Genomic DNA, 15,558 nt, shown 5'->3' with positions numbered 1-15,558 from the left:
CTATTCCCCCCAGGGCAACATCAGTGTCAGCAGGGTCAGTTTGGCGAACTCGGGCTCGAACTGGTCGATGATGGCCTGCGGGTCGGGGCAAAGCGTGGTGTCGCTGATGAGGCCAAACTGCACGCCGCCGCCATAGCTCAAAATTGATACACCCAAGCCAACGGTGCCCGACTGCGGCACCCAGAACAGCGCTTGCTCCAGAGTGGAGCCGCAAAACTTGAGCTTTTCACGCGGCCCCGGCACATTGGTCATGACCGCCGTGGTCTTTCTGGAAAACAGATTGAGCATGGCGTCCTGCGCCGGTTTGACCACCATGCCCGCCACCGCCAGCAGGGCAAAACTCAGCAGCGGCTGCAGGCTGCCCTTGAGCGCGCTCATGCGCCGGCGCACCTCGAACACCCGCTCGATCGGGTTGTCCAGGCCAATCGGCAGCACCACCGGTGCCAGACCGAACTTATTGCCCAACTCATAGCTTGGCGCCATGGGCCGCAAATTGACCGGCACCATGGCGCGAATTTCCTTGCCCGCCACCGAGTCGCCGTGCGCCTTGAGGTAGGCGCCCATGGCGCCGGCCACGCTAGCCAGCAGCACGTCGTTGATCGAACAATGCAGCGCTTTGCTGACCGCGCGCACTTCATCGAGTGGAATCGGCTGGCACCAGGCCACCCGTTTGGCGTGCCCCGGCGTGCCTTTGAGCCGCGTGTAAGAGTCGTCTGCCATCAGCGCCAACGCGGCACCGTCACGCAGCATCTGGTAAGCCAGTTTGGCCATGTCGGCAGAACCTGTCATGCCCTTGGTGAGTCCTTTTTCAACCAGCTTGTCGAGCAGGGTTTTGGGATCCCCTATGGCGCCAAAAGCCTGCGCGGCACCCTCACCCGCAGCCTCCAGCGCCCGCACCGTGGCGCCCGTCAGCGGTTCGATCAGCGTGTGCGCCATCCAGTCTTCAGCCGATTCCCAGGCCGAATCCTGCGCCGGTTTGGGCTTGCGCTGCGGCGGCTCGGTGCCGCCATCGACCAGCGACTGGATCACGGCGATCAACGCCAGTCCGTCGGCAATGCAGTGGTGAATGCGCACCAGCAGCGCCGAGCCGCCCTGGTAATGCTCGACCAGTCGGAAGTCCCACAACGGGTAGCGCGGGTCCAGCGGTTTGAGCGCGAGTTCGGCCAGGCGGGCTTGCAGCGCCTGTTGCGGATGGGACCTGACCGAGGGCGATAGTTTTTCGCGCAGCACGTGGCGCTTGATGTCGAAGTGGCTGTCGGTGACCCAACTGGCACCAGTGGCATCTTGCACCACCTTTTGGCCAAAGCGCGGGTACTTCAGCAGGCGCTCTTCGATGCGCTGGCAAGCGTCGTCGTAGCGCACGGCCGGCCTGAGAATCCACACTCCCAGGATCATCATCAAATTGCTGGGGCTGTCCATGCGCAACCAGGCCGTATCCACCTTGCTCATGCGCTCATGCACCGGGCCGGCCGGCGGACTGACTGGCGGGTTGCTCGGGGCGTGCCGGGAACTGGGGCGATGCAGACGTGTGACCATGGCAATGCTTTCGGGAAGGTTCTCTATTTTGCGAGCAAAACGGCCATTAAGATGTCTCCTGTTTGGCTTTTTCACCATTCCTTTTTCAACTCACCGGGATCCACTCATGTCCGACCTGCAAAGCAAATTCGAAGCCGCCGTGGCCAACTCCAAAAACCTGAGCGAGCGCCCCGACAACATGACCCTGCTCAAGCTCTATGCGCTGTACAAGCAGGCCAGCGCAGGCGACAACACCGAGAAAAAACCGGGTTTTACCGACATGGTGGGCCGCGCCAAGTGGGATGCCTGGAACGCCATCAAGGGCACCGCCAGTACGGAGGCCATGCAGCAATACATCGACCTGATCGAGTCGTTGAGCTGATCAAGCCCTGGGCGCATGCCTCTTTTTAGCGGCAGGTGCGCTGTCTTTTTTGGACGTCGCAGGCACCGCCAGCAAGGCGTCGAGGTTTTTCACAATCTCGGCCTCAATCGTGCCCTTGAAAGTGCCCAGCAAAAAACCCAGTTGGGCGCGCAGCTCAAAGTGCGTCTTGGTCACCGTCAGGCAACCCTTGACGCCCGAGCGCACGAAATCTACTTCGTCGGTGTGCTTGCCCTGGGCGTAATTGCACTGCATGGCAAATTCCTGCTCGGCCTGCTCGGCCCATTGAAAGGCGATCTTGCGTGCCTTGGCCAATCCCAGCGCGTGTTCGCGAACGATGTTCAATTCAGCCATGTTGCCTCAGTGTGAAAGGGTAGTGTCATTGCAAGCAAAGCGTGGCAGTCCATGCTGTTCTTCTGCCAATTGTTTCAAGTATCGTGCCCGCTCTTCTTTTGAGAGCTTGGCCAGCCGCCTGACCGCATCATAAAACGCCGGCCAGTGGCGACCTTCCCGCTCGAACAGCGCCTCGAAGCCCGGCACCAACGCATCGTAAGCCGCCTGCGCGCCAAATGCGGCGTTGTTGGCTTGCGCGACCCAGGCGTCATAGCCGCTGTAGCCGCCCCAATTCGCCTTGAGTTCGGCGTAGGCTGCCCTGAAATCCTGCATGGCCTTTGATTTCATGGCGTTTTTCGCCGACGGATCGGGTGCCATCGGGTTGTCTTCCCGATAAATCTCCGCAAGCCAGTCGCGCGTGTTGCGGGCAAGCGCCCTGAACTGCTGGCGGCGCGCGTCAAAGTCGGCATAGGCCTGGCGTGCCTCAGGGCTGGCTTGTTGCGCCAGCCAGAGGGCGCCGCCCAGGCGCTCCACTGCGGTGGCAAAGGATTCGTTGAACACCGTGTCGCCGGGCACGTAAAGCACTTGGTGCGAGAGTTCATGAAACAGCAGCCGCGCCACCTCGCCTTCAGGGTAGAAGATGAAGGTATTGAGCAGCGGGTCGCCGCCGAGCCAGTTCATCCAGCCCAGCGTGGAGTAGGCGGGTACGCCATAGACGCTGACGTCGAGCCCCTGCGCGCGCAAGTCCTGCGCCTGGGCTTGCGCGTCGGCCTCGGCAAAGTAGCCCCGGTAGCCAACGCAGCCCGCCACCGGGAAACACCAGGTCTTCAGGGTCAGCGACAACTCGGGCGCAGCCACCACGTTCCACACCGCATGGCGGCGCTGCAGGTCGGCATAGCGGTGGTAACTGGCGTTGTCGGGAAGGTGCAACTCGGTGACGGCAAAGCGGCGCATGGACCGGACCCGTTTCAGGCGCTGTTGCAAGGCGGCCAGGTCGGCGGGGTCGGCCAGCCAATTTTCCACCGGCCGGGTGGCCAGCATCAGTTGCACATGGCCAGCGACTGACTGCCAGTAATAACGCGTGTCGGCGCAGCCGGTGAGCGACAAGACCAGCATCAGGCATGGGACTAACATGAGACCCTTCAGACAACTCGACACAGCAAGGAAACGCATGCTCTACAAATTCAAATCCAAAGTCACCGGGGACGTGATTATGTTGCAAACGAACGGCCAGCGCGTGCTGGAGATCATCGGCAAGCACAGCGCCGCAGAGCCGAGCAACAAGGGCATTTTGCTGCCCGAGCAAATGCCACAAGCGATGGCTGCGCTCAAGCAAGCGGTGGCGCTTGAAGAGACACAACAAAACGAGGCCATCGCCCAAGCCCTGGCCGAAAACCTGCCGCCGCCCCGCTTCGAGGCCATCAGCCTTCGCCAGCGCACGCTGCCCTTCATCGACATGATTGCCCAGTGCATCAAGGCCAAAGAGGCCATCACCTGGGGGGTTTGACCGGTAGGAGACTACTGGTAGCTGCGCGCGTCCTCGATCACCTTGCCGTCATTGGGCAGGCTGCCGGGTAAAACCACTTCGACCTGGCCACGCAGCTTGGTCACGTCGCGAATGGCTTCAGCCACCTTTTGCATCAGGCTGTCAGGCCCACTGCACGCGCTTTCCACCTTGAGCGTCATCTGGTCATTGGCCATTGCTCCGCTTACCACCAGCCGGGCCCTGGTGATCTCGGGAAAGCGCTTGGCGATGGCGTCAACCTGGCCAGGGTGCACAAACATGCCGCGGATCTTGGTGGTCTGGTCGGCCCGGCCCATCCAGCCCTTGATGCGAACATTGGTGCGTCCGGTCGGGCATTGACCCGGTAGCACTGCCGACAGGTCGCCAGTGCCAAAACGGATCAGCGGATAAGTGGGGTTGAGCGTGGTCACCACCACCTCGCCCACTTCGCCCGGCGCCACCGGGTCGCCGGTGCCGGGGCGAACAATTTCCAGCAGCACGCCTTCGTCGATCACCAGGCCTTCGCGCGCAGAGGTCTCGTAAGCAATCGAACCCAAATCTGCCGTGGCGTAGCACTGATAACCGGCAATGCCATGTGCGGCAAACCAGTCGCGCAAGCTCGGGGGAAAGGCTTCACCACCGAACATGGCCTTGGTCAGGCTAGGCAGCGCCACGCCCATCTCGACCGCTTTTTCGACGATGATTTTCAGGAAACTGGGAGTGCCGATGTAGCCGGCGGGTTGCAGTTCGGCCATAGCCTGCACCTGCTGCTCGGTCTGCCCGGTGCCGCCCGGAAACACGGTGCAGCCGAGCGCGTGGGCGCCGGTTTCCATCATCGAGCCGGCGGGCACAAAGTGGTAGCTGAAGCTGTTGTGAATCAGGTCGCCCCGGCGAAAGCCGGCTGCAAAGATGGCGCGCGCCATGCGCCAGTAGTCCCTGGCCGTGCCTTCGGGCTCATAAATGGGGCCCGGGCTGGCAAACACGCGGGGCAAATCGGGACCAAAACCGCTGGCACCAAAGCCGCCAAACACGCTACCACCCCGGCTACGACTGCGCAGTTGCAACTCCAGCAATTCATGCTTGCGAGTGACCGGCAACCTGGCCAGGGTCGCCCGGCTGGTGACCTCGGCCGGGTTGACGTCTTTGAGAATCTCGGCGAAGGCCGGCGTGGCAAGTTTGGCGTGCGCCACTTGCAGCGGCAGAGCCGATAACAGCCCAGCCTCGCGCACCGCGGGTTCGCGCGTTTCCAACGCATCAAAATAATCGCTCATGTTTGTATTCCTGAAAAACCAGTAGTCAACTCGTCAGGCGTTCGACGCCAGGCTCTAAGCCAGCCAGCGTTTGCGGCGTTTGTAGCTCTTGACATCCTTGAAACTCTTGCGCTCGCTGCCACCCATACCGAGGTAAAACTCTTTCACGTCTTCGTTGTTGGCCAGGTCGCTGGCAATGCCATCCATCACGACACGGCCCGACTCCATGATGTAGCCGTAGTCGGCGTATTTGAGGGCCATGTTGGTGTTTTGCTCGGCCAGCAAAAAGGTGACTTTTTCGCGCACGTTGAGGTCTTTCACGATCTCGAACACCTCTTGCACAATCTGCGGCGCCAGCCCCATGGACGGCTCATCGAGCAGCACCATGCTGGGGTTGGTCATGAGGGCGCGACCAATCGCGCACATCTGCTGCTCGCCACCCGAGGTGTAGGCGGCCTGGCTGGTGCGACGCGTCTTCAAACGCGGGAAATAGGTATAGACCTTGTCCAGATTGGCAGCAATCTCGCCCTTGTCCTTGCGGGTGTAGCTGCCGGCGAGCAGGTTTTCTTCAATAGTCAGGTGGGCAAAGCAATGCCGGCCTTCCATCACCTGCACCACGCCACGGTTCACCAGGTCGGCGGGAGACAAGTTCTCGATACGCTCACCACGCAGCTCGATCGAGCCCTTGGTGACCTCACCGCGCTCACCGCGCAGCAGGTTGGAGATGGCGCGCAAGGTGGTGGTTTTGCCGGCGCCGTTGCCACCCAAAATAGCCACGATCTTGCCCTCTGGCACATTCAGGGACACACCCTTGAGCACCAGAATGACGTGGTTGTAGATGACCTCGATGCCATTGACGTTGAGAACGATGTTTTTTGATTCACTCATAGTGATATTTCCACGTAACTTGATTTGTCCCGGTGAGCCGGGAGCTAAGCCAACTGAAAAAGCAGCAAAGCCACTTTTTCAGTTGGCGACTCGGGTGAGTCGCCAACACCATGTACCAGCATTCAGCGCTGAAATGCGGTGGGGTGGACCTCAGTCCACCAAGATCGACACAAGTCGACCCCACACCAACTCATCAGGATTGGCAATCTGCCGGCGTGCGAGGCGCCAGCTTTTTGTCAGCCGCGTATTTGGCAGCGGTCGACTTCACCAGAGGTTTCAGGACCTGCTCGTCGGCCTGCAGCCAGTCAGAACTGAAACTCCATTTTTTGCCATCCCAAGTGTGGATGCGAGCCCAATTGGCGCCCATGTGGTCGGCACAGGTGGTCTGCACCGGGCGCATGACGCCGGCAAAACCCAGGGCGTCGAGTTTTTTCTGGTCGAGTGCCAGGTTTTCGTAACCCCAACGCGCCTGTTCGCCCGTGACCCACTTGCCTTTGCCAAAGCGCTCCTGTGCGCGGCGTACACCTTCCACCGCGAACATGGCACTGATGGCACCGCGCATGTAAAGCACCGAACCCACTTCTTCCTTGGGGCCAGTGCCCTGGCCTTTGTCGTGCACTTTGGCCAGGATTTCCTTGACCACGGCAGAGTTCGGCTCGGCACCGTGCTGCATGGCGACTGCGTTGTAGCCCTTGGCGCCTTCGCCGACGTCTTTCACGTCAGGTTCGGCTCCGGACCACCAGACGCCGTACATTTTTTCGCGCGGGTAGCCGGTGGCCTGCGCTTCCTTGAGCGAGGTGGAGTTCATCACGCCCCAGCCCCACAGAAACACGTAGTCTGGCTTGGCCTGGCGCACTTGCAGCCAGGTGGCTTTTTGTTCTACGCCGGGGTGTGCCACGGGCAGCAACTGCAGGCTGAAACCGTGCATGGCGGCGCGTTCCTGCAGCAGGGCGATGGGCTCTTTGCCATAGGGTGAGTCGTGATAAACCAGCGCGATTTTCTTGCCCTTGAGCTTGTCAAAACCACCTTCTTTTTTGGCAATCGTCTGCACCAGCACGTCAGCCGCCAGCCAATAGGTGCCGGCAATCGGGAAGTTCCACTTGAAGACCAGACCGTCCTGGCTTTCGCTACGGCCGTAACCGGCCGTGATCAACGGGATTTTGTCCAGCGGGGCTTTTTCGGTCAGGGCAAAGGTGATGCCGGTGGACAGGGGCTGGAACACCGTGGCGCCGCCATGTTTGCCTTTCAGGCGCTCGTAGCACTCCACGCCGCGGTCGGTGGCGTAGCCGGTTTCGCACTCTTCATAAATGATCTTGACGCCGTTGATGCCGCCGCGGGCGTTCACCAGCTTGAGGTAGTCAGAGTAGCCGTTGGCCCATGGCACGCCGTTGGGCGCGTAGGCACCGGTGCGGTATGGCAAGCCGGGAAAAAACTGTTCCTTGGCTTGGGCAAACGCCGTGGCGCCCACCGAGGCCATGAGAGCCGCTAACGCAATGTGTTTAATTTTCATGCAAGTCTCCTAGATGTAATGCACCGCAGTGCTTTGGTTGACGAAAAACGGATCAGTGAGGGAATGGCCACAGGCGCAGCTTCTGCTTGCCAATCGACCACAGTTTGGCGAGCCCGTGCGGCTCCACGATGAGGAACCAAACAATCAGCGCGCCAAATATGATCAATTCGGTGTGTGAAATGCCTGAGGTCGAAATCTCGACGCCCACCAGGCCGCCCACAAACGGCAGAAACTGGTTCAGGAAAATCGGCAGCACCACAATGAAGCCGGCGCCGAAAAAGCTGCCCATGATGGAGCCCATGCCACCAATGATCACCATGAACAACAGCTTGAACGACAGATCCACGGAGAATGCGGCAGGCTCCCAGGCGCTCAAGTAAACAAAGCCCCACAAGGCACCGGCCACGCCGATGATGAACGAGCTGACCGCGAACGCGCTGAGCTTGGCATACATCGGCCGGATGCCGATCACAGCAGCCGCCACGTCCATGTCACGAATGGCCATCCATTCCCGGCCAATGGCACTGCGCACCAGGTTTTTGGCCAACAACGCCATCACCACCAGGATGGACAGACAAAACAGGTACTTGGAGATCGGGCTCTCTATCGAAAAACCGAACACTTGCAGGTTGGACACCTGCACCGAACCCGAAGGCGCGTCGTTGGTAAACCACTTGATGCGCAAAAACATCCAGTCGCTGAAGAACTGCGCCGCCAGCGTGGCCACTGCCAGATACAGCCCCTTGACGCGCAAACTGGGCAGACCGAACAAAATACCGAACGCCGAAGCGCAGATGCCGCCCAAAAGCAGCGCCACCAGCACCGGCATGCCCTCCACGCGCACAAAAAAGTTGAATGCGGCATAAGCGCCCACCGCCATGAAGGCGCCCGAGCCGAGCGAAATCTGACCACAGTAGCCCACCAGAATGTTCACCCCCAGCGCGGCCAGCGACATGATGACGAACGGGATCAAAATAGCCCGAAACATGTACTCGCTGGTGACCATGGGCACCACCAAAAACGCGGCAGCGATCAACAACAGCACCGCCACCCGGTCTTGCGTGATGGCAAAAATCTGCTGATCTGCCCGATAGGTAGTTTTGAACTGGCCGTTTTCTCTGTAAAACATATGCTTTTCTATTCATCAGTTGGGGACAGAGCTAAAGATCTGTCCCGCAAGGTTTCTCAATCAGTTGAGGACAGAGCAAATTTGCGGTGCAAATCCTGGACTGTCCTGCGAGGTATCAGGTTGTCAGACTCGATCAATGATCTTCTCGCCGAATAGGCCTTGCGGGCGCACCAGCAAGAACATCAGCGCCAGCACGTAGGCAAACCAGATCTCGATACCGCCGCCCACATACGGTCCCAAAAACACTTCGGACAACTTCTCGCCGACGCCGATGATCAGGCCGCCCACAATAGCGCCCGGCACCGAGGTGAGGCCACCCAGAATCACCACCGGCAAAGCGCGCAAAGCCACGGTGGTGAGTGAAAATTGCACGCCCAGCTTGCTGCCCCAGATCATGCCGGCCACCAGTGCCACCACACCCGCCACACACCACACGATGAACCAGATGCGGTTCAGCGGAATGCCAATGCTTTGCGCCGCCTGATGATCATCAGCCACCGCGCGCAGGGCCCGGCCAGTCACGGTTTTCTGGAAAAAAAGCGTCAGCAGCGCGACCAGCACGGCGGCAATCAGCGCCGCATAGAGGTCTTCCTTGTTGATCAGGATGCCGCCTTCGAAGAGGCTTTCGAAGGCCAGGATCGGATCCTTGGGCATGCCGATGTCGATCTTGTAAATGTCACTGCCAAAAAGCGTCTGTCCGATGCCGTCCAGAAAGTAGCTGATGCCCAGGGTGGCCATCAACAGCGTCGTGGCCTCCTGATTGACCAGATGGCGCAGCGCCAAACGCTCGATCAGCCAGGCCACCACAAACATCACGGCGCCGGCACCAATAAACGCCAGCAGATTGGCCAGATAGAGGTTGTCGATGCCGGCATAGAGGGGCAGCCATTCGGAAAACCGCGCCATCGCCAGCGCGGCAAACAGCACCATGGCACCCTGGGCAAAGTTGAACACGCCCGATGCCTTGTAGATCAGCACGAAGCCCAGGGCCACCAGCGAATACAGCATGCCGGCCATCAGGCCGCCGAGTAATGTTTCCAGAAAAAATGCCATGGTGTTAGTGTCCTGTTCCAAGGTAAGCGCTGATCACTTCTTCGTTGTTGCGAACTTCTTCGGGCGTGCCGTCGCCAATCTTCTTGCCGTAGTCCAGCACGACGACACGGTCAGAGATGTCCATCACCACGCCCATGTCGTGCTCGATCAGCACGATGGTGGTGCCGAATTCCTCGTTCACGTCGAGCACGAAGCGGCTCATGTCCTGCTTTTCTTCGACGTTCATGCCGGCCATGGGTTCGTCGAGCAACAGCAGTTGCGGCTCCATGGCAAGGGCGCGGCCCAGATCAACGCGTTTTTGCAGTCCGTAGGGCAACTGGCCCACCGGCGTTTTGCGATGCGCCTGAATTTCCAGAAAATCGATGATGTGCTCGACAAACTCACGGTGCCGCTCTTCCTCGCGCTGCGCCGGGCCGATGCGCAGCGCCTGCAAGAACAGGTTGCTCTTGATGCGCAGGTTGCGCCCGGTCATGATGTTGTCGATCACGCTCATGCCCTTGAACAGCGCCAGGCTTTGAAAGGTGCGGCCAATGCCCATGGTGGCCACTTGGTGGCTGTCCATGTGGCTGAAGGTCTGGCCCTTGAACGTAATGGCGCCCTCTTGCGGCCGGTACACGCCGTTGACGCAGTTGAGCATCGAGCTCTTGCCCGCGCCGTTGGGGCCGATGATGGCGCGCACCTCGTGCTCGCGCACATCGAACGAAATGTCAGTCAGCGCCTTGACACCGCCGAAACTTAAAGAGATATTTTTGACGTCGAGAATGACATCGCCGATTTGTTTTGTCGCCATGGTGTTGCTTCGATTTCTGGATTCAGGCCGCCGCCTTGACGGGAATAAAGGTCTTGGCATCGTCAATCGCCAAGGTGGCGCTGACGCTGCCGGTGCGGCCGTCCTCGAACTTGACCTGGGTTTCGATGTACTGGCTGGTCTTGCCGCCATACAGGGCATCGATCAGCACGTCGTATTTCTCGGCAATGAAACCGCGGCGCACCTTGTTGGTGCGGGTCAGTTCGCCGTCATCGGCATCGAGTTCCTTGTGCAGCACCAGGAAACGGCTCACCTGGCTGCCCGCCAGCAGGGTGTCCACGCTCAGGTCCGCATTCACCTTTTCGACGCACTCCTTGATGAGCTGATAGACCTCGGGTTTTTGCGCCAGGTCGGTGTAGCCGGCATAGGGCAGGTTGCGCCGCTCGGCCCAGTTGCCCACCGCGTCGAAGTCGATGTTGATCATCACGCAGACCTGATCGCGACCGTCGCCATAAGCCACCACCTCCTTGATGTGCGGGAAGAACTTGAGCTTGTTCTCGACGTACTTGGGCGCAAACATGGCGCCGTCATTGGCGCCGCCCTTGATGCGGCCCACATCCTTGACGCGGTCGATGATCTTGAGATGGCCGTGCGCGTCCAGGAAACCGGCATCGCTGGTGTGGTACCAGCCGTCCGGCGTGAGCACTTCGGCGGTGGCCTCGGGGTTTTTGAAATAGCCCTTGAGCAGGCCCGGCGACTTGACCAGAATCTCGCCGTTGTCGGCGACCCTGATTTCCACGCCCTTGCAGGGCACACCCACGGTGTCGGCGCGGGCCTCGTGATCGGGCTGCAGGCAGACGAACACGGCGGTTTCGGTGGAACCATAGAGCTGTTTCAGATTGACCCCGATCGAGCGGTAAAAACTGAACAGGTCCGGACCGATGGCTTCGCCGGCGGTGTAGGCCACGCGCACCCGGCTGAAACCCAGGTTGTTGCGCAGCGGGCCATAGACCATGAAGTTGCCCAGCGCGTACAGCACGCGGTCGGTAAGCGACACACTCTTGCCGTCCATCAGCGTCGGGCCGACGCGCTTGGCCACACTCATGAAGTAGTGGAACATCTTGCGCTTGATGATGCCCGCGTCTTCCATGCGGATCATCACGCTGGTGAGCAGGCCCTCGAACACACGCGGCGGCGCAAAGTAATAGGTGGGGCCGACTTCTTTCAGGTCGATACTGACGGTGGAGGCATCCTCGGGGCAGTTCACCACGTAGCCGCAACTCAGCCACTGGGCATAGGAAAAGATGTTTTGCCCGATCCAGGCCGGCGGCAGGTAGGCCAGCACGTCTTCTTTGTTGGTCAGCTTGTCGAACTCAGCACCGGCTCTAGCCCGGTTGAGCAGCGTGTCATGCGTATGCACCACGCCCTTGGGATTGCCGGTGGTGCCGGAAGTAAAAAACAGCGAGGCCACATCGTCGGGCTTGACGCTGTCCACCGCGGCCTTGAAGAAGTCCGGGTTTTGCTGGGCAAAGTTTTTTCCTGCAGCAATCAGGTCGTCGAGGGACTGCAAACCCGGCTCGTCGTAATTGCGCAGACCGCGCGGGTCATCGAAGTAGAGATTGGCAAGCTGCGGGCACTGGTCACGAACTTCGAGCAGCTTGTCCACCTGCTCCTGGTCTTCGGCAAAGGCAAAGGCAACTTCGGCGTTGTTGATCGGGAACACGCACTCGGGCGCGGCGGCATCCTGGTAGAGCGCAATCGGCACGGCACCCAGCGCCTGCACCGCCAGCATGGTGGCGTACAGCCGGGGCCGGTTGGCGCCGATCACCACCATGTGATTGTGCTGGCGCAAACCTGCCTGGTGCAAACCACAGGCCAGATGCTCCACCATCACAGCCAAGTCGGCCCAAGTGATGGCTTGCCAGATGCCGTACTCTTTTTCACGCATGGCCGCGTCCCCGGGGCGCTGGGCGGCATGGTCTAGCAGTAATCGGGGAAACGTCGTTTGCATTACTTCACCTTGTCTCTGAATCATCGCCGCCTGGGTCCAATGCCCATGCTGCTGGAGTGGGCGAATGATAAAACCCGATTTGACGTTATGTTGTCATTTGGACGACAATTCAGACATTTCCAGATAGGTGTTTTCCCTGCACCCTTGCCCATCACTTCACCCGCGAAGTCCGTCAAACCCGCCACCACCATGAAAACTGAAGTCACTCTGTTTCAGCGTCGCCGCCCCCTGACAGAAGCTGAGCTTGACGTAATTCCGTGGCTTAAATTGCTCTCTGCATCAGAGCGAGAGCGCGCGGTGGAAGACCTCAAGATCACTGATGCCGGCGCGGGCGATTTTGTCTGTCGCACCGGCCGCCCCGTGACCTACTGGTTTGGCGTGGTCGATGGCTTGCTGAAAATGAGCACCGACAACATCGACGGCCAGACCATGACCTTCACCGGCGTCCCGCCCGGCGGCTGGTTTGGCGAAGGCACGGCCCTGAAACGCGAGAGCTACCGCTACAACATCCAGGCGCTGCGCAAAAGCCTTGTGGCCGGCTTGCATGTTGACACCTTTCACTGGCTGCTGGACCATTCGATTGGATTCAACCGCTTCGTCATGAACCAGCTCAACGAGCGCCTGGGACAGTTCATCGCCGCGCGCGAGATCGACCGCATGACCAATCCAAACATCCGTGTGGCGCGCAGCCTGGCCGCCCTGTTCAACCCGGTGCTTTACCCCGGCCTGGGCGCCGTGCTGCGCATCACCCAGCAGGAGCTGGCCTACCTGGTGGGCCTGTCGCGCCAGCGCGTCAATGAGGCGCTGAACACGCTGGCGGCACAAGAGGCGATCCGGGTCGAATACGGTGGCCTGCGCGTGACCGATCTACAGGCTTTGCGCTGCCATATCTTTTGATTTTCATATGCATGCCATTGAGCGTGCCCAACTAAAATCAGCGCAATCAGCTACAAAATAAATAGCATATGCCCAATACCCCCAAAGCCCCCGTTTTCCGCCGCGCCACGCCACCCGCGCCCAAGGCGCCCATTCCCCTCGGGCAGGCCAACACCGCCGCCTATGGCGCGGGCGGCACGTTGCGGCTGAACAAGCGCATGGCCGAGCTTGGCCTGGCCTCGCGCCGCGAGGCCGATGAATGGATTGGCAAGGGCTGGGTCAAGGTCAACGGGCGGGTGGCCGAAATGGGCATGCAGGTGACCCCTGATGTGCGCATCGAAATCGACAAACAGGCGCAAGGCCAGCAGGCGAAGCAGGTCACGGTGCTGATCAACAAACCGCTCGGTCTGGTCAGCGGCCAGGCCGAAGACGGCCATGAGCCCGCCATCACGCTGGTGCAGCCGCAAAACCGCTGGGCCGAGGATAATGCGCGCTTTTTCTTTCACCCCAGCCAGCTCAAAAGCCTGGTGCCTGCCGGGCGGCTTGACATTGATTCGACCGGCCTGCTGGTGCTCACGCAAGACGGCCGGGTGGCGCGCCAGTTGATTGGCGAAGATGCCGTGATGGAAAAAGAGTACCTGGTGCGCGTGATGTACACCGGCGTGCTCAATGCGGCGGCGGCCAACTCGGCTGCGGCCACCTATGCTGCTGCACCGGGCGCGTCAGCGCGCATGGCGCAAGCGGCACAGCAGCCGCGCCCGGGCCAGGTGACCCAGCTCAGCCGCATTGACGATGACGACCCGGTGAGCCAGGACGTGCAATCGGTGTTCCCGGCCGACAAACTGGGGCTGCTGCGCCACGGCCTCAAGCTTGACGGCCAGGCGCTGCAACCGGCCAAAGTTGAATGGCAAAACCCCGAGCAACTGCGCTTTGTCCTGCTGGAGGGCAAAAAGCGCCAGATTCGCCGCATGTGCGAGCAGGTGGGGCTGAAAGTGGTGGGCCTCAAACGCGTTCGCATTGGCAAGGTGATGCTGGGCAATTTGCCAGTAGGGCAGTGGCGTTATTTGGCTCCGCATGAGCGCTTCTGACATGCCCTGCCAGCATTGGCGCGCCTACGACCTGCGCGCCATGACGCTGCTGGCCACCGATGCCACTGCGGCAGTAACCCGCATGGCCGAAGGTGTACACCAGTCGGTCTGGCGCACTTTGGGTGCCCCCAGTGGTGCCACCCCAGACCAGACACGCGGCCTGACCGGACTAATTTATAAAAGCATCAACGGTGTGACTGAGCGGGTGGGCCGAGGTGTGGCCGCAGCCTTGACCCGGCTGGAGCCACTATTGCAGCGCCTTGAAGCTCAGGGCGATGAATCGGTGGAACGCGCTGCCATGCTGGCTGTCCTCAACGGCGTCATGGGCGACCGTCTGCAGTCCAGTGGCAATCCGCTGGCCACGCCGATGACGCTGCGTTTCCAAAAACAAGTGTTGGACTGGGCTGTGCCGCCCGCTGCGCCGCACGTGGGCGGCAAAGTGCTGGTCGTCATCCACGGCCTGTGCATGAACGAGCTGCAATGGCACAGCAAACATGCGGGCGCGCCGGTCAACCTCGCGGAGAGCCTGTGCGCTGAACGGGGATACACCCCGGTCTATGTGCGCTACAACTCCGGGCTGCATGTGTCTGAAAACGGCCACCTGCTGGCCCGGCAGCTGCAATTGCTGGTTCAGCACTGGCCGGTTCCCGTGACCGAGCTAAGCGTGCTGGCGCACAGCATGGGTGGACTGGTCACGCGCAGCGCGCTGTTTGCCGCCAGCCAGCAAACCATGAACTGGCCTGGCGTTCTCAAAAATATCGTTTTCCTGGGCACCCCGCACAACGGCTCGCCGCTGGAGCGTGCCGGCAACTGGATTGATGTGATCCTGGGCAGCACCCCCTACAGCCGCCCGTTTGCCAAGCTCGGCCAGTTGCGCAGCGCGGGCATCACCGACCTGCGTTATGGCCATGTGCTTGACGCTGACTGGCAGGGCCATGACCGCTTCCGGCGCAAGCCCGACAGCCGTGTCCACCTGCCGCTGCCGGCGGGCGTGGCCTGTTTTGCTGTGGCGGCGACCACCGCCGCCAAACGCAGCCCGTTGGCGGACCGGCTGGTAGGCGACGGTCTGGTGCCGCTGCACAGCGCGCTGGGCCAGCACGACGAGCCGCAACGCTGCCTTAACTTTGCCCCCGATCACCAATGGATTGCCTACCGCACCAGCCACCTGGCCCTGCTCAGCAGCCCGGCGGTGGCGCAACAATTGATGACTTGGCTAAAAAGCTGATTTACCGACCATTCGGCAGCCCCCTTGAAACCGATGCCATCGCCCTTAT

The 15,558-nt window shown here is 60.7% G+C and carries 15 protein-coding genes; 5 read left to right on the top strand and 10 right to left on the bottom strand.

The genetic code is table 11. The annotated features are described in order from the left end of the window. Positions 1–1,449 carry a wax ester/triacylglycerol synthase family O-acyltransferase gene (locus PHF15_RS06455; protein ID WP_300119965.1) on the bottom strand — a complete coding sequence of 483 codons (1,449 nt, stop codon included), beginning with the start codon at positions 1,447–1,449 and terminating at the stop codon, positions 1–3. A gap of 193 nt (positions 1,450–1,642) precedes the next feature. Between PHF15_RS06455 and PHF15_RS06450 the strand changes: the two genes are divergently transcribed. Beyond that, positions 1,643–1,897, top strand: coding sequence for an acyl-CoA-binding protein (locus tag PHF15_RS06450; protein ID WP_300119872.1), 255 nt, complete (start codon positions 1,643–1,645; stop codon positions 1,895–1,897). On the opposite strand, the gene PHF15_RS06445 is transcribed toward PHF15_RS06450, so the two are convergent. Both PHF15_RS06445 and PHF15_RS06440 read right to left on the bottom strand, forming a co-directional pair. Beyond that, positions 1,898–2,248 carry a polyhydroxyalkanoic acid system family protein gene (locus PHF15_RS06445; protein ID WP_300119871.1) on the bottom strand — a complete coding sequence of 117 codons (351 nt, stop codon included), beginning with the start codon at positions 2,246–2,248 and terminating at the stop codon, positions 1,898–1,900. Positions 2,249–2,254: 6 nt separating this feature from the next. Next, a complete protein-coding gene (locus tag PHF15_RS06440) occupies positions 2,255–3,361 on the bottom strand; it encodes an aminopeptidase (protein WP_300119870.1) in 1,107 nt (368 codons plus the stop codon). A 37-nt stretch (positions 3,362–3,398) separates the two neighbouring features. Here PHF15_RS06440 and PHF15_RS06435 point away from each other — a divergent pair, with 37 nt between their 5' ends. Continuing rightward, positions 3,399–3,734: a DUF1840 domain-containing protein gene (locus PHF15_RS06435; protein ID WP_300119869.1), complete on the top strand. Its 336-nt coding sequence runs from the start codon at positions 3,399–3,401 to the stop codon at positions 3,732–3,734. 11 nt (positions 3,735–3,745) lie between these two features. Here PHF15_RS06435 and PHF15_RS06430 read toward each other — a convergent pair whose 3' ends face one another. The 7 genes from PHF15_RS06430 to PHF15_RS06400 all read right to left on the bottom strand — a co-directional run bounded on the left by PHF15_RS06430 (position 3,746) and on the right by PHF15_RS06400 (position 12,320). Then, entirely contained in the window at positions 3,746–5,002 is a 1,257-nt protein-coding gene (locus PHF15_RS06430) for an AMP-binding protein (protein ID WP_300119868.1), read from the bottom strand. A gap of 54 nt (positions 5,003–5,056) precedes the next feature. Continuing rightward, entirely contained in the window at positions 5,057–5,869 is an 813-nt protein-coding gene (locus tag PHF15_RS06425) for an ABC transporter ATP-binding protein (protein ID WP_300119867.1), read from the bottom strand. A 193-nt stretch (positions 5,870–6,062) separates the two neighbouring features. Next, a complete protein-coding gene (locus PHF15_RS06420; protein WP_300119866.1) occupies positions 6,063–7,379 on the bottom strand; it encodes an ABC transporter substrate-binding protein in 1,317 nt (438 codons plus the stop codon). Between the two features lie 52 nt (positions 7,380–7,431). Next, complete coding sequence (locus PHF15_RS06415) at positions 7,432–8,508, bottom strand: branched-chain amino acid ABC transporter permease (protein WP_300119864.1); 1,077 nt, start codon at positions 8,506–8,508, stop codon at positions 7,432–7,434. A gap of 123 nt (positions 8,509–8,631) precedes the next feature. Continuing rightward, positions 8,632–9,561: a branched-chain amino acid ABC transporter permease gene (locus tag PHF15_RS06410; protein ID WP_300119863.1), complete on the bottom strand. Its 930-nt coding sequence runs from the start codon at positions 9,559–9,561 to the stop codon at positions 8,632–8,634. Between the two features lie 4 nt (positions 9,562–9,565). Beyond that, positions 9,566–10,351 (bottom strand): ABC transporter ATP-binding protein, encoded by a 786-nt coding sequence (locus PHF15_RS06405; RefSeq protein ID WP_300119862.1) that lies wholly within the window; start codon positions 10,349–10,351, stop codon positions 9,566–9,568. A gap of 22 nt (positions 10,352–10,373) precedes the next feature. Next, entirely contained in the window at positions 10,374–12,320 is a 1,947-nt protein-coding gene (locus PHF15_RS06400; RefSeq protein WP_300119861.1) for an AMP-binding protein, read from the bottom strand. 189 nt (positions 12,321–12,509) lie between these two features. Here PHF15_RS06400 and PHF15_RS06395 point away from each other — a divergent pair, with 189 nt between their 5' ends. The 3 genes from PHF15_RS06395 (at position 12,510) to PHF15_RS06385 (ending at position 15,509) form a co-directional block, all read left to right on the top strand. After that, on the top strand, positions 12,510–13,217 hold the full coding sequence (locus PHF15_RS06395) for a Crp/Fnr family transcriptional regulator (protein WP_300119860.1): 708 nt from the start codon (positions 12,510–12,512) through the stop codon (positions 13,215–13,217). A 197-nt stretch (positions 13,218–13,414) separates the two neighbouring features. Next, on the top strand, positions 13,415–14,284 hold the full coding sequence (locus tag PHF15_RS06390; protein WP_300119964.1) for a pseudouridine synthase: 870 nt from the start codon (positions 13,415–13,417) through the stop codon (positions 14,282–14,284). Further along, on the top strand, positions 14,271–15,509 hold the full coding sequence (locus tag PHF15_RS06385) for an alpha/beta hydrolase (RefSeq protein WP_300119859.1): 1,239 nt from the start codon (positions 14,271–14,273) through the stop codon (positions 15,507–15,509). The genes PHF15_RS06390 and PHF15_RS06385 overlap by 14 nt, the downstream gene beginning before the upstream one ends. Positions 15,510–15,558: the final 49 nt, after the last annotated feature.

Source organism: Rhodoferax sp., from assembly GCF_028689295.1.
In the GTDB taxonomy this organism is placed as follows: domain Bacteria; phylum Pseudomonadota; class Gammaproteobacteria; order Burkholderiales; family Burkholderiaceae_C; genus Rhodoferax.
This window is presented reverse-complemented; position numbering and strand designations above follow the sequence as displayed.

Coding starts and splice junctions, on each gene's coding strand:
- PHF15_RS06455 (WP_300119965.1), bottom strand. CDS start 1,449: ATGAGCAAGGTGGATACGGCCTGGTTGCGCATGGACAGCCCCAGCAAT.
- PHF15_RS06450 (WP_300119872.1), top strand. CDS start 1,643: ATGTCCGACCTGCAAAGCAAATTCGAAGCCGCCGTGGCCAACTCCAAA.
- PHF15_RS06445 (WP_300119871.1), bottom strand. CDS start 2,248: ATGGCTGAATTGAACATCGTTCGCGAACACGCGCTGGGATTGGCCAAG.
- PHF15_RS06440 (WP_300119870.1), bottom strand. CDS start 3,361: ATGTTAGTCCCATGCCTGATGCTGGTCTTGTCGCTCACCGGCTGCGCC.
- PHF15_RS06435 (WP_300119869.1), top strand. CDS start 3,399: ATGCTCTACAAATTCAAATCCAAAGTCACCGGGGACGTGATTATGTTG.
- PHF15_RS06430 (WP_300119868.1), bottom strand. CDS start 5,002: ATGAGCGATTATTTTGATGCGTTGGAAACGCGCGAACCCGCGGTGCGC.
- PHF15_RS06425 (WP_300119867.1), bottom strand. CDS start 5,869: ATGAGTGAATCAAAAAACATCGTTCTCAACGTCAATGGCATCGAGGTC.
- PHF15_RS06420 (WP_300119866.1), bottom strand. CDS start 7,379: ATGAAAATTAAACACATTGCGTTAGCGGCTCTCATGGCCTCGGTGGGC.
- PHF15_RS06415 (WP_300119864.1), bottom strand. CDS start 8,508: ATGTTTTACAGAGAAAACGGCCAGTTCAAAACTACCTATCGGGCAGAT.
- PHF15_RS06410 (WP_300119863.1), bottom strand. CDS start 9,561: ATGGCATTTTTTCTGGAAACATTACTCGGCGGCCTGATGGCCGGCATG.
- PHF15_RS06405 (WP_300119862.1), bottom strand. CDS start 10,351: ATGGCGACAAAACAAATCGGCGATGTCATTCTCGACGTCAAAAATATC.
- PHF15_RS06400 (WP_300119861.1), bottom strand. CDS start 12,320: ATGCAAACGACGTTTCCCCGATTACTGCTAGACCATGCCGCCCAGCGC.
- PHF15_RS06395 (WP_300119860.1), top strand. CDS start 12,510: ATGAAAACTGAAGTCACTCTGTTTCAGCGTCGCCGCCCCCTGACAGAA.
- PHF15_RS06390 (WP_300119964.1), top strand. CDS start 13,415: ATGGCCGAGCTTGGCCTGGCCTCGCGCCGCGAGGCCGATGAATGGATT.
- PHF15_RS06385 (WP_300119859.1), top strand. CDS start 14,271: ATGAGCGCTTCTGACATGCCCTGCCAGCATTGGCGCGCCTACGACCTG.